10 protein-coding genes are annotated in these 13,375 nt (G+C 48.3%); 3 read left to right on the top strand and 7 right to left on the bottom strand.

Annotated elements, in window-relative coordinates; all coding sequences use genetic code 11:
* The first annotated feature begins 171 nt into the window (after positions 1-171).
* Positions 172-762 (top strand): hypothetical protein, encoded by a 591-nt coding sequence (locus CRO25_RS14760; protein ID WP_079695517.1) that lies wholly within the window; start codon positions 172-174, stop codon positions 760-762.
* A gap of 100 nt (positions 763-862) precedes the next feature.
* Here CRO25_RS14760 and CRO25_RS14755 read toward each other — a convergent pair whose 3' ends face one another.
* The 4 genes from CRO25_RS14755 to uxaC form a co-directional block, all read right to left on the bottom strand.
* The gene (locus CRO25_RS14755) at positions 863-2,743 is read right to left on the bottom strand and encodes an ABC transporter ATP-binding protein (protein ID WP_079695516.1); all 1,881 of its coding nucleotides are present in this window, start codon (positions 2,741-2,743) and stop codon (positions 863-865) included.
* A complete protein-coding gene (locus tag CRO25_RS14750) occupies positions 2,740-4,467 on the bottom strand; it encodes an ABC transporter ATP-binding protein (protein ID WP_079695515.1) in 1,728 nt (575 codons plus the stop codon). Before CRO25_RS14750 ends, CRO25_RS14755 begins: the two co-directional genes overlap by 4 nt.
* Entirely contained in the window at positions 4,464-5,006 is a 543-nt protein-coding gene (locus CRO25_RS14745) for a MarR family winged helix-turn-helix transcriptional regulator (RefSeq protein ID WP_079695514.1), read from the bottom strand. Before CRO25_RS14745 ends, CRO25_RS14750 begins: the two co-directional genes overlap by 4 nt.
* Before the next feature lie 200 nt (positions 5,007-5,206).
* A complete protein-coding gene (gene uxaC, locus CRO25_RS14740) occupies positions 5,207-6,649 on the bottom strand; it encodes a glucuronate isomerase (RefSeq protein ID WP_079695513.1) in 1,443 nt (480 codons plus the stop codon).
* Positions 6,650-6,853: 204 nt separating this feature from the next.
* On the opposite strand from uxaC, the gene CRO25_RS14735 reads away from it, so the two are divergent.
* On the top strand, positions 6,854-7,600 hold the full coding sequence (locus CRO25_RS14735; protein WP_079695512.1) for an MBL fold metallo-hydrolase: 747 nt from the start codon (positions 6,854-6,856) through the stop codon (positions 7,598-7,600).
* Between the two features lie 87 nt (positions 7,601-7,687).
* Here CRO25_RS14735 and CRO25_RS14730 read toward each other — a convergent pair whose 3' ends face one another.
* The 3 genes from CRO25_RS14730 to CRO25_RS14720 form a co-directional block, all read right to left on the bottom strand.
* The gene (locus CRO25_RS14730) at positions 7,688-8,302 is read right to left on the bottom strand and encodes a hypothetical protein (protein WP_097156224.1); all 615 of its coding nucleotides are present in this window, start codon (positions 8,300-8,302) and stop codon (positions 7,688-7,690) included.
* A gap of 209 nt (positions 8,303-8,511) precedes the next feature.
* A complete protein-coding gene (locus CRO25_RS14725; RefSeq protein WP_079695510.1) occupies positions 8,512-9,990 on the bottom strand; it encodes an alpha-amylase in 1,479 nt (492 codons plus the stop codon).
* 166 nt (positions 9,991-10,156) lie between these two features.
* Positions 10,157-12,478: a helicase C-terminal domain-containing protein gene (locus CRO25_RS14720; protein WP_079695509.1), complete on the bottom strand. Its 2,322-nt coding sequence runs from the start codon at positions 12,476-12,478 to the stop codon at positions 10,157-10,159.
* 136 nt (positions 12,479-12,614) lie between these two features.
* Between CRO25_RS14720 and CRO25_RS14715 the strand changes: the two genes are divergently transcribed.
* Positions 12,615-13,112: an antibiotic biosynthesis monooxygenase gene (locus CRO25_RS14715; protein ID WP_079695508.1), complete on the top strand. Its 498-nt coding sequence runs from the start codon at positions 12,615-12,617 to the stop codon at positions 13,110-13,112.
* Positions 13,113-13,375: the final 263 nt, after the last annotated feature.

Below are 13,375 nucleotides of genomic sequence, written 5' to 3'. Positions count from 1 at the left end.
GATACCCGTCATAGCAATTTACTGATTCCCTTTTTTTACTAGACGTACGGTTGAGAAAAAAGGTTACTTTACACTCATATGCCAAGGTCACCAATTTCTACTGTAGAAAACACCATTCAAAACGAGTCAAAACGGTTATATCTATACCATATACGAATGGAGGGATTCCCTATGATTCCAGCAACGTTGGAACAATTAGAGCAAGTTCGCAAGGAATGCCGCACCATGGTCAAAAAGAGAGCCACCGCTTCCGCTGGTACAACACTCGTTCCTCTTCCAGGTACAGACGTCCTGGCTGATGTGGGAATGCTCATGCAGCTACTGCCTGCCATAAACAATAAATTCGGATTATCGCAAAAACAGCTCGACGGGTTGGACCCTGAGACCAAATCCATGATCTACGGATTCGTCATGTCCATCGGAAGTAAAGTTATTGGACGTATGGTAACCAAAGAACTGGTAGTAGTCGTGCTAAAAAGGGTCGGAGTACGCGTAGCTACCAAATCAGTCGCCAAATTTGTACCTTTTGCAGGTCAAGGACTGGCTGCCGCGCTCAGCTTTACAGCCATGCGGTATGTCGGCAACAAACATGTTGAGGACTGTTATGAGGTCGTGAAACGTATGATCGAGCAGCGTGAATTACTACCGGGTGAGCCGGCACCTTCTGCGCTTGAGGAAGCATACGAAGATCCAAAGCTGGAGGTAAAGACGTCATCCGGCGACAACGAAGGTAAAGCTCCAGAAGATTCGAAAAAGGACTAAAGAAAGAAGAAATTATATCGTGGGACTTTCCGCGGCAGCAAACAAATAGCCGGGTTCACCTAAATGGTGAACCCGGCTATTATGTTAACGCCATCTAGGATCAGATCGCCTGTGGCTGTTGCTCCGTAAACTGACTGTTGTACAGATCAGCATAGAAGCCTTGTTTCTCCATCAGTTCCTCATGATTACCCTGCTCAATCACGTTACCATGATCCATGACAAGAATCAGGTCGGCTCCGCGAATCGTGGACAATCTGTGGGCAATAACAAAGCTGGTGCGATCCTTCATCAGATCATTCATCGCTTTCTGGATGAACACTTCGGTCCGTGTATCGACACTGCTCGTCGCTTCATCGAGAATCAGAATGGCCGGATTCGCCAGAATTGCTCTCGCAATAGTCAGCAATTGTTTCTGCCCCTGTGAAATGTTCGATGCTTCTTCATTCAGCACCGTATCATATCCATCAGGCAAAGTACGAATGAAGTGATCAGCATGGGCCGCATCGGCTGCCTTGATGACTTCTTCTTCCGTTGCGCCTTCTCGGCCATAGGCGATGTTGTCACGAATCGTTCCGTTGAACAGCCATGTGTCCTGAAGCACCATCCCAAACAGGCTGCGCAGCTTGCCGCGCTCCATGTCCACGATATTAACACCGTCAATGGTAATTTGGCCGTCCTGAATTTCGTAGAAACGCATCAGGAGGTTGATCAGCGTTGTTTTACCCGCTCCAGTCGGCCCGACAATGGCCACCGTCTGTCCCGGTTTTACATCAATATTCATATTTTGGATGAGTAACTCATCCGCTTTATATCCAAAATTCACACCATGGAATGAAACGGCACCCTGTGGTTGCTGCAATTGTACTGGTTTCGAAGATTCTGGAACCTCTTCCTCTTCATCCAGCAATTCAAATACCCGCTCCGCCGAAGCGATGGTGGACTGAATGATATTCGAGATGTTGGCAATCTGGTTAATTGGCTGAGTGAACTGACGGGAGTACTGTGTGAATGCAAGGATATCCCCGATGGAGATGGCACCACGTGTAACAAAGATCCCGCCGACCACACAAATCAGCACATAACCAAGGTTACCTACAAACGTCATCAGTGGCATAATAATCCCTGAGATAAACTGGGCTTTCCAACCGGATTCATACAGCTCTTCGTTCACTTTTTCGAACTGCTCTACCGAATGTTCTTCCCGTCCAAAGGCTTTGACCACCTTATGTCCGGTGTACATTTCCTCGACATGGCCATTCAATTCACCAAGTGATTTCTGCTGGCCTGCAAAGTGTTTTTGCGAACGGGATGCCACCAGAATAACAACAACTACACTTAATGGCAGTGTCAAAATGGTTATCAGGGTCATCCATGGACTAATGGTCAACATCATGATGATAACCCCGACAATGGTGACTACAGACGTAATGAACTGCGCCAAACTTTGCTGGAGCGTATTACTGATGTTGTCCACATCGTTCGTCGCCCGGCTTAATGTTTCCCCGTGGGTACGGGAGTCAAAATATTTAAGCGGCAGACGTCCAACCTTGGCACTGATCTGCTCACGCATGTCATACACAACTCGCTGAGCTACACCAGCCATCAGGTATTGCTGAATGTACATGAAAGCTGCACTAAACAGATAGAGTCCCCCAAGCAGATACAAAACTTTCATCAAGGCAGGAAAATCAATTCCGGCCCCCTGTACACCCTGAAGGATGGCAATAGCGCCTTTACTTAGAATATCCGTCCCTTCTGCCATAACCTTAGGACTGATAATGCTGAACACGGTACTAAGAATGGCAGCGACCAGCACACCCAGCAAACGATAACTGTGGGGCTGAAGATACCGCATCAAGCGTCGCAGTGTACCTTTGAAATCCTTCGCTTTCTCCACGGGAGGCCGCATGCCCATTCCGCCTCCGGGATGACCCGGCCCGCCAGGGGGACGAGATGACTTGCGTTCTGTACGTTCACTCATGCGATCTCCTCCTCTGTCAGCTGGGAGGATACAATCTCGCGATATACTTCATTGTGCTCCATCAGCTCTTTATGTGTTCCCGAACCGACAATCCGTCCCTCATCCATAACCAGAATGCGATCTGCATCCATAACCGTACTTACGCGCTGAGCCACAATAAGCACTGCTGCTTCAGTCGTTTCGGACTTCAGGGCAGCACGAAGTTTGGCATCGGTTTTGAAATCGAGAGCCGAGAAGCTGTCGTCAAAAATATATACTTCCGGACGGCGAACCAGTGCGCGTGCAATGGACAAACGCTGCTTCTGTCCACCGGATACGTTGTTACCTCCCTGCGCAATGACGCTATCGTAACCGTCTTTCATCTCCGTAATGAAGTTCTCTGCCTGGGCCGTTTGAGCGGCTCGAACAATCTCCTCCATCGTAGCGTCATCCTTCCCGTGGCGGATATTCTCCGCAATTGTTCCGGTGAAAAGAATCGCTTTTTGTGGTACAAATCCGATTTTGGCCCGCAGATCTTCCTGCCGTAGCTCACGGACATCTGTTCCATTTACCCGTACACTGCCCTCCGTTACATCATAGAAACGTGGAATGAGACTGAGCAATGTGGATTTACCTGAGCCCGTACCCCCAATAATCGCTGTGGTCTCACCCGGGCGTGCCGTAAATGAAATGCCTGACAACGCAGCATTTTCTGCACCCGGATAACGGAATGTCACGTTATCGAATTCAATCGTGCCTTGCAGCGATTTCATCTCACGAGGCTGCTCTGGGTTGCTGAGATCCGGATGCATATCCAATACTTCGTTGATCCGCTCTGCCGAAGCCGAAGCTCTTGGAATCATGACAAAGATAATGGAGACCATAATGAGGGAGAACATGATTTGCATCGCATATTGAATAAAGGCAATTAATGAACCAATATTCATATTCCCGCTGTCGATACGCTGTCCACCGAAATACAGGATGGCAATCATTGAAAAGTTCATAACCAGCATCATAACAGGCATTAATGTTGCCATGAGCACATTCACTTTAATGGAAACGTCTCTCAGATCTGTATTGGCTCCATTAAAGCGAGCACGTTCATGTTCCCCACGATTAAAGGAACGAACCACGCGAATCCCAGTTAGTTGCTCACGCAGGACCAGATTGAGTCGGTCGAGTTTTTTCTGAATTTGTTTGAACAAAGGCAGACCTTTCGCACCAATCAGTGCAATGGCTCCAGCCAGTATAGGTAGGACAACCAGGAAGATAGTCGATAATTTGGCATCCTGGGATACCGCCATGAAGATACCGCCGATACACATCATCGGAGCCATAACCATCATGCGCAGCATCATGGTTAATACGTTCTGGACCTGCGTAATATCATTGGTGGTACGGGTGATTAGTGAAGCTGTACCCAATTTATCAAATTCCTGCAGCGAATAGTTCTCCACATGGCGGAATACTCTGCTGCGCAGCTGTTTGGCAAATCCACCCGCTGTGCGGGATGAAAGGTAACTGGCTGTTATGGAACAAGCCGTGCCTGCTATCGCAATCACCAGCATCCAGACACCAATCTGCCAGATGTATGGAACATCTCCTTTTATTATGCCGCCATTAACGATGTCCGCCATCAGGGTTGGCAAATACAGTTCAGCTAGCGACTGTAACAGCACCAGACCCAGTATGAAGAAAATGGGGACTCGGTAAGGCTTAAGCATGCGAAACAATTTCATCATGGCTTATCATCTCCTTGTGTGGACGCATCCGTCTGTTGGGAAACCCTTGTATCAAAAAAGGTGTACACCTTGGTCAACAACGCCGCTAATTGAAGACTGTCTTCCTCACCCAGATGCTCAACGAGCTTATTAAATATCTCCATGCGCTCCTGATGTGCCGCCCGAATAATTTCACGACCTGCTTCGGTAATGGTGATGCGGACTGCGCGACGATCCTCCGGGTCCATGGTTCGTTCAACCAGCCCTTCGTCTTCAAGCCCTCGAATGACAGGAGTAATCGTCGGCGATTTCACACGCAACAAAGCACTAATTTCCGATACTTTTAGTCCTGGATGATTTGAATGTAGTGTGTCATTGAAATCAGGAGGATTATCCTGCCAATTCAATCGTTCTCCCGGATGCATGCCGTGGAGCAAACAACCCAGTACCATAATTTCATTGTGATTACGCCCATGTGGTTTATGTTGCCTCCATTTGCCTTTATTAAACTGCATAATGGAATACAAAAGCTTCTGGGCAACCGGATCTATGCCAGTCATTGTTGTCCCCCCTTTTTTTCATTATCATTCCATAGAGGTCCAACATCATAGGACATCTATTAAATAGTATTCCAATTAAATAGCCAATCAATTAATTAGGTGTACTAAGTATATTCCTGCAAAAGTTGAATGTCAAATAGCAAATGCACACCAAAAAACCGTGACTTTAAAGTCACGGTTTTGAACTAAATATAGAAGAATCAGGACTGTGAAGCAGAAACAGTTTTGAGCGCAGAAGCAAAAGGGAAATACTCCTTCGCATTGTTGTAGGCGATGCCCTGTACGATCTGTCCAAGCAGTTCCATATCATGTGGTACCTCGCCCTGTTCGGCCCATTCACCGATGAGGTTGCAGACCAGGCGGCGGAAATACTCATGTCGTGTGTAAGAGAGGAAACTGCGGGAATCGGTTAGCATACCGACGAAACGGCTGATTAGACCTACATTCGCCAGCGCCTTCATTTGAGCGAGCATGCCGTCCTTCGTATCGTTGAACCACCAGGCTGCACCAAGTTGGATTTTGCCTGGAATGCCGCCGCCCTGGAAGCTGCCGATAATCGCTGCGAGCACTTCATTGTCCCGAGGATTCAAGGAATACAAGATCGTTTTCGGCAGCGCCTGCTGCTGCTCCAACGCATCGAGCAAACCGATCATGGCTGAGGAAAGCGGCGTATCATTAACGGAATCATAACCGGTATCCGGGCCAAGCTGGGCGAACATACGGCTGTTATTGTTGCGGGCCGCATTAATATGGAACTGCATTACCCAGCCCCGATCTGCGTACAGCTTGCCGAGGAAAGTCAGTGTTACCGTCTTGTACTTGTCCTCTTCCTCACGACTAACCTTCTCCCCTGCAATAGCCTTGGCAAAAATCGCTGCTGCTTCCTCACGTTTGGCCGTGCCGTAAGGTACATAATCGAGTGCATGGTCAGACACCCGGCCTCCTACGGAGTGGAAGAACTCTACCCGGGACTCTAGGGCCGAGAGGAATGAGTCATAATCGGAAATCTCCGTTCCGGCTGCCTGCGACAGCTTGCCTACCCATTCCGAGAAGGTGTCACGGTTCAATTCCAATCCTTTATCCGGACGGAATGAAGGCAGTACAGCGGTATCGAAACCTTCGATCTCCTGAATCTTCAGGTGATATTCCAAGGAATCACATGGATCATCGGTTGTGCATACCACGGTCACATTGGATTTGGTAATGAGATCACGTGCACCGAATCCGTCACTGTTCAGCTTCGCATTTACTTTTTCCCAGATGGCCGGAGCGCTCGTCTCATTCAACACTTCATAGACACCGAAATAACGCTGTAATTCCAAATGAGACCATGCGTACAGCGGGTTACCAATCATCATCGGTACGGTTTTGGCGTACGCCAGAAAACGATCATAATCGGTTACGCCCTCTCCACCCGTAATGTATTGCTCCTCAATTCCGTTTGCGCGCATCAGCCGCCATTTGTAGTGATCACCGTATAACCAAGCCTCTGTAATATTGCCAAAGGTTTTATTCTCGTAGATTTCCTGTGGACTCAGGTGGCAGTGATAGTCAATAATCGGCATGTCTTTCGCATAGTCATCATATAACTTGATCGCCGTTTCATTGTGCAGCAAAAATTGTTCATCCAGAAAAGACTTCATTCGCCTCGCACGCTCCCTTTAGGTGAGTTTACGTTCATATGGGTTCACTTCCCAATCTTTACGCTACACTGTTTGCCCACAAAGTTCAATATAAAATGATAGCGTTATCACAAAAGGTTGATTTAGGCATATTTCATGGAACGAGGTATACTGGTTTTAATCTAATTAATGCTGATCTGAAGATGATAGAAGGAGATGAAGTGGATGAAAATAACATTTCTCGGTACAGGAGACATGTTCAGTGTAGAGCAACACCACAACAGTATGCTCGCCGAATTCGGCGATACACATCTGGTAATTGATTTTCCGGAATCCAATGCAAAAGCATTAAAGGAATACGGCTTTCCAATGACGGATATTCACAATGTGTTTATTACCCATCTGCATGAAGATCATATTAACGGAGTACAGATGCTCGGATATTATTCACAGATTGTGGGAGACCGCAAGCCACGTCTGTTTATCCACGAAGAACTGGTTGATCCGTTATGGAACATTTTATCCCCAGGCATGCGTTATACAACCGATGGGGAGCGTACGATGAGCGACTATTATGATATCGTACCTTTACCGGATGGAGGCACATTTGAGCTGGGGGGCGTAACGTTTGAGACTTTTCGAACACAGCACGTGCCGGGTATGGTCAGCAATGGCCTTCTCGCAAAACCCTACTTCTACTATAGCGCAGATAGCACGCTGGATCAGGAACGGGTTGAGCAGGCCGCCGCAGACGTACAGCTAATTTTCCACGAATGTCATATGCATGATCTGGTGATCAAATCACACACCTCGCTGAAGGATCTGCAACAAATGCCTGCCGAAGTGAGACAGAAGACCGTGCTCATGCATTATCATGATGAATACGCGGATGCGGATAAACGGACACATTTCAACCAAGAACATGATCTAAGAATGGTGGGCACGCTGGAGTCGTTTGAATTGAAAGTGTAGTACGTAACTCGAACGATATATATCACCAAAATAAAGAGGCAACATCCATTCGGGTTCCTTTGAAGGAGCTTTTCGGGTGCTGCCTTTTTATTGATCTGCATTCCATGATTTCATATATTCAATAGTTTCAGGAGATGGTTTGGCTTTCACATGAATGTAATCTTCCGTTCGCTGATCATTTGGTCCGTAGGAAATTTTGATATATATATCCTGATAAGTTTTAATGCTGTTGCTATGGATCTCCGCTTTGGGCTTCAAAATATAATCTCTGAGTAAACTTAATCCCAATGGTTCTTTTCCAGGACCCAGAGTCGTCTCGTGCGTATTTCCCGTATTGGAGTTAAGGAGCTCTGTGGCGTTAATACTATTCATCAAGGATGGATCAAGTGTAAAAGACTGTATTACATTGACCATCGGTACCCGGGCCTCTTTAACAGAAATCTCATATATAATGCGGTCCAGATCAGATTCTTGATGAACTCTAACAGTAGCAGTCAAGCTATAATCATCTGGCAAACGCTCCTGAAAGGAATCTGGATTTTTCAGCAAACGCTGGGTCAAATCTCTTCGTTCGGTATTCAGCGTATAATCATCCGTTCGCTTTGGTTCTCCCCTTGGCCCTTTGTTTGTTCCCCAACTGCAAGCCCCCAGACAGACCGCCATTACAAGCAGCCACAACCCCAAGTGTACTAATTTCCTCACCCGATTTCCCCCTCGGTATGATCTATCTAAGATGAACACGAACCGATTTTAATAGTAATCATTATATTGGTTTATTATTCCATATAAGGATAACACGAATAAACTCACTCCACCTAACATAAAAAACCACCTGCCTGGCAGATGATCACCAGTTCAGATGGTTTAACTGTCTATATATGAAGATTCACTGATCAATGATCCTCACCGTATTATTGAGCATCAGATTCCTCACCCTGATCCGGAAGAACCCACACGGAGACGCCCCCACCACATACATGGAAAGTGGCCCATCCGTCTTTCTCAATAGTAATGCTATCCTCACAGCTGTGCGTCAGATCGGTCCAGACTTCGCCAGCACGGTGTTCGCCAACAAACATTCTTTTCTCACCATCATCACCATTCGAGATAACTACTGCACAACCAGAACCTTCGATTTCGTCCACCCCGCGGCGTACCCACCCAATCGTGTTCGCGTGATCGAAGTAATCTTCCTGCTCTCCATAAGCTTTGTCGTAACGGGCTGACATCAGAATGTCGAGAATGTCCTTCTTGCCCTCGACAGGTTCGGGACCACCAATGCCGTAATAATCACCGTAAAAGACAACCGGATAACCGTCACGACGCAGCAGCGTCAGCGCATATGCGCTCGGCTTGAACCAATCGCCTACCCAGGATTCCAGCGCTTCATGCGGTTGGGAATCATGGTTATCGACAAACGTTACAGCATGCGTTGGATGTGTCTGCACCAGGGTATCATCAAAAATCTTGGAAAGATCGAAATCCCGCCCAGCCAGAGAGGCTTCATGAAGTTTGTAATGCAGGGACACATCGAACAGATCAATCTGATAATCCACCGTATCCAGAAATTCACGGCATGCATCGAGATTGGAGTTCCAGAACTCACCCACAATGTAGAAGTCCTGCCCGCGTTTGCGGATCATCTCAGCAGCGAATTCCTTGATGAATTCGTGGTTGATATGTTTGATCGCATCCAGTCGAAAACCGCTGCATTGCAGCGTATCGATGAGCCATTTTCCCCATTGGAGCATTTCCTGCCGGACATCCGGGTGATTGTAATCGATATTGGCGAACATCAGGTAATCATAATTGCCGAACTCATCGTCGACATTTTGATTCCAGTTCTTGTTCTCCCCCGCAATGCGGAACACACCGCTCCGTTCTTCCTTGGCATCAAAGTCTGTACCGTTGAAATGTTCGGCGTTCCATTTGAAAGAGGAGTATTGATCCCCGCGGCCCGGAAATGTGAATTTGGTCCAGCCCTCAATCTCGAACGGTTTGGAGATTTCCTTCAATCGATCATTGGGATCAACCTCAATCACCTTGAAAACTTCCGTCTCATCGGCCCCCGCCTTATGGTTCATCACCAGATCCACATAGACGGCAACACCATTCTTCTGGCACTCGGCAATCGCATCCACCAGTTCCTGCTTGGTACCGTATTTGGTGCGCACGCTGCCTTTCTGGTCAAACTCGCCCAGATCGTACAGGTCATATACGCCGTAACCGGTATCCTCGGCAGACACGGCTTTGGTCACCGGAGGCACCCACACGGAGTCAATGCCTTTGGCTTTCAGTTCTGGCGCCATTTCGGCCAATCGTTTCCAGTGGTTTCCGTCTGCGGCCAGGTGCCATTCAAAAAACTGCATCATCGTATGATTTCTCTTCATTCCCAACCGACCTCCTTGATTGCTTTCGAAGCGGACCACGGCACGTATCTGTATCGTCCTTGTTCGTTCGTATGCTATCCAAGTAATACCCTTTTCGGCCTATCCTTCAATCATGCATAGAAAAGAAAGCTGAAAAAGTCTGCGATCGATCTTTAGCTATATATCATTATTGGGGTGAAATCCGTGTGTAGTCCTGCCATTCCTCGGGCAGCAATGAACGATATGGTTCCTCGGTGAATCGATCGTCGACCAGTACCAGTACGCCCTTGTCCTCTTCCGTACGTATCAGCCTTCCACCTGCCTGCAATACCTTGTTCATGCCGGGGAAAACATAGGCATAATTGAATCCATTGCGCCCTGTCCGACTATAATAATCGCGGAGTACGTTGTTCTCCAGACCGATCTGGGGAAGTCCGGCACCGACCACCACAACCCCATTCAGACGATCACCCGGCAGATCCACACCTTCGGAAAACACACCACCCATAACGGCAAATACCAACCGTGTTCGTTCAGGATGTGGCTGGAACGCGTTCAGGAACGCCTCCCGTTCCTCTTCACTCATGCCCTGCTCCTGCATCACGACTTCTGCCTCGCCCGGCTGTTCCATATACGTCGCATGTACTTCGCGCATATAAGGATAGGATGGGAAAAAGACGAGCAGGTTGCTATGTGGCCACTCTGCAACCAATTGGCGCAGCATATTGGCAATTGGCTGTCTGGAACGTTCACGATCCCGATAGCGAATCGATAATGGCAGCAATCTCACATCCAGCTGCTCCCGCTGGAAAGGCGAAGCAATACGTAAGGTATAATCCTCTTCCTCCGCACCTAGCATATCCCGGTAATAACCAAGAGGTGACAATGTCGCAGAGAAATGAATGGTAGAGCGGAACCCTTTGGCAGTCTGGCGCAGCAGCACAGATGGATCCAGGCAGAACAGCTTCACTCGTACTTCACTTCGTACACATTCCGCATAGGTAATGAAGCGTTCATCGTACAGCTTGGCAATACGCAGGAAATTCTGTGCGGTGAAGTATGCTGCCAGCAGCAATTCATCCATCTCGGCATTTCCCGAACCGCCTTCAACAAGGCATTGCTCCGCAACCATGACAAAAGGCTCCAGCAGTTCAATCAGTTCCTCCGGGGCCTCCTGTTGCAGCAATTTGCCCTCATCCCCACCATTTTTGCGAAGCGTAATCAGGTATTTGTCGATGGCGCCTGTCCGATCCGCGATGGCTTTAGCGGCAGTCACACTGCTGCCCAGCGTTTGGAATTCCCTTTTGACATCCAGAAAGACGGCCTTCTCCAGCTCTGCCGAAAACATCATTCGGCCCCGATCGACCAGATTATGTGCCTCATCGACCAGTAATACCGTCTTGCGCTTCTGCTCCTCCAGCATTCGTTTGAGCGAGATACGCGGATCGAAAATATAGTTATAGTCGCAGATCACCGCATCGGCTGCATACGCAGCATCCAGTGAAAATTCAAACGGACATACCCGATGCTTGCGTGCGTACTGTTCAATAACCGGGCGTGTCATTAACGTCTCATGTTCCAGCATATCCAGCACGGCTCCATTAATACGGTCATAATATCCTTCGCACATGCCACACTGTCCCGTATCACAGGCTTCCTCTTCCTTGAAACAGATCTTGTCCTTTGCCGTCAGACTGATCACATGCATCTTCAATCCTTCCGCCTGCATCCGGGCAAAAGCCTCTTCTGCCGCCACTCGCGTCGTCGTTCTTGCGGTCAGATAGAACAATCGTTTGGCTTCTCCTTCACCAATGGCCTTGACCGTGGGAAACAGGACTGACATCGTTTTGCCAATACCCGTTGGCGCTTTCGCCATCAGTCCCTGCCCCTCGCGGATGGTCTTGTATACGGCTCCTGCCAGCTTGCGCTGTCCCTCTCTGTATTTGCGAAAAGGGAAAGGCAGCTCTCGCACGCTTATATCGCGCTTCTCTTCATACGCCACAATCATCTCTGCGTATGGCGCGTAACCAGCGACCAGCTCTGCTGCAAACTGTTCCAGCTCCTGCCGTTCCAGCATCCGCCGAAAACGTCTTTCCTCATTATTCACGGTGTGCACGTATGTAAGCTGTACCTGCATACGGGGTTCATCATGCTGAACGGCGTACATATAGGCATACATCATGGCCTGCGCCCAGTGTACGGGGGCCCCATCGCCCAGATCGTCCAGATTGCCCGCAGTTGATTTGATCTCATCCACCGTCAGCTGACCATCCAGACGAATCAGCCCGTCACATCGTCCCTCCACCACGTAGGTCAAGTCTCCATGCTGCAGTTCCACTTCGAGAACCACTTCTTTCAAATCCTCTTCTGTGTAATCCTTCTGCACCCGCTGATGTATCCGCGTTCCCTCCTGCATCGATGCATTCGAGCGGAACCCTGGACGTATGCTACCACTGCGGTACACATATTCCACCAAAGGCCTGACTGATATTCGAATTGCGGTTGACATGCGATCACCCGTTCTGTTTGTAGTGACTATACTTTATCACGAAAAGCGGTGCTCAAACCAGCCAATCAGCGGATTGGACTCGCCCCTTCCCATATGCTATGTTGGGATAGAACGTACTTATAAGGAGGCAGCTTCTATGTATATCTATTTGGTTCCTTCACCGATTCCGGATGCACTTGCTGCATATCCTCATCTGACTTTGCGCAGCGAGGAACAGGTTCGTTTGGCCATTGAATCGACAGAACGTCTGATGAACATCGAGTCCGATGACAACGTAGCGGCGTACGAAGCCTTCGATGCCGCAGGCTCCTGGACAGGCGGCGGTTATGCCGTTCTGAACAATATACCCGTATCCGAAGATGGACGGAATGACTTCGAGGAACGTTTCAAGAACCGTGCGCGCAAAGTGGAGGATGAACCCGGCTTTGTCGGCATTCGTGTGCTTCGTCCTTTAAAGGACGATACGTATGTCGTACTTACACTTTGGCAGTCCGAGGATCATTTCAAAAACTGGCAGCAGTCCCAAGCCTATAACCATGCTCACCGCAACCGCAGCACGAGTGAAGGGCTGACTGCACAGAAGCCCACCATGTTTCCAAGACCTTCATTCGTCACGACATTCACCATAGAGTAAACGAACGGGAAAAACCTGATGTTACGCCCCAGAACCTGTATGCAAGTCTACAAATATACTGTGATTACACTTTGGGTAAGCATCATTTAATTATTTGTACTTTAAAATGATAACCCCTTCCGCCTCTTCTTCAATGGAAGGGGCTTTTTGTATACGTGAGGTCAAGAATGATCCCAAGCTCCTCTCTCCTTTTTCCAATAATTGCAAGAAGCGAGCAACCAATAAGTTCGGTGCTTTTGACACGACATGCCATGAGATAGCAT

Origin of the sequence: Paenibacillus sp. RU5M (assembly GCF_900221055.1) — a bacterium.
Taxonomy (GTDB): domain Bacteria; phylum Bacillota; class Bacilli; order Paenibacillales; family Paenibacillaceae; genus Paenibacillus; species Paenibacillus marchantiae.
This window is presented reverse-complemented; position numbering and strand designations above follow the sequence as displayed.

Excerpts from the sequence above, each read along its gene's own strand:
- CRO25_RS14760 (WP_079695517.1), top strand. The coding sequence starts at position 172 with ATGATTCCAGCAACGTTGGAACAATTAGAGCAAGTTCGCAAGGAATGC.
- CRO25_RS14755 (WP_079695516.1), bottom strand. The coding sequence starts at position 2,743 with ATGAGTGAACGTACAGAACGCAAGTCATCTCGTCCCCCTGGCGGGCCG.
- CRO25_RS14750 (WP_079695515.1), bottom strand. The coding sequence starts at position 4,467 with ATGATGAAATTGTTTCGCATGCTTAAGCCTTACCGAGTCCCCATTTTC.
- CRO25_RS14745 (WP_079695514.1), bottom strand. The coding sequence starts at position 5,006 with ATGACTGGCATAGATCCGGTTGCCCAGAAGCTTTTGTATTCCATTATG.
- uxaC (WP_079695513.1), bottom strand. The coding sequence starts at position 6,649 with ATGAAGTCTTTTCTGGATGAACAATTTTTGCTGCACAATGAAACGGCG.
- CRO25_RS14735 (WP_079695512.1), top strand. The coding sequence starts at position 6,854 with ATGAAAATAACATTTCTCGGTACAGGAGACATGTTCAGTGTAGAGCAA.
- CRO25_RS14725 (WP_079695510.1), bottom strand. The coding sequence starts at position 9,990 with ATGAAGAGAAATCATACGATGATGCAGTTTTTTGAATGGCACCTGGCC.
- CRO25_RS14720 (WP_079695509.1), bottom strand. The coding sequence starts at position 12,478 with ATGTCAACCGCAATTCGAATATCAGTCAGGCCTTTGGTGGAATATGTG.
- CRO25_RS14715 (WP_079695508.1), top strand. The coding sequence starts at position 12,615 with ATGTATATCTATTTGGTTCCTTCACCGATTCCGGATGCACTTGCTGCA.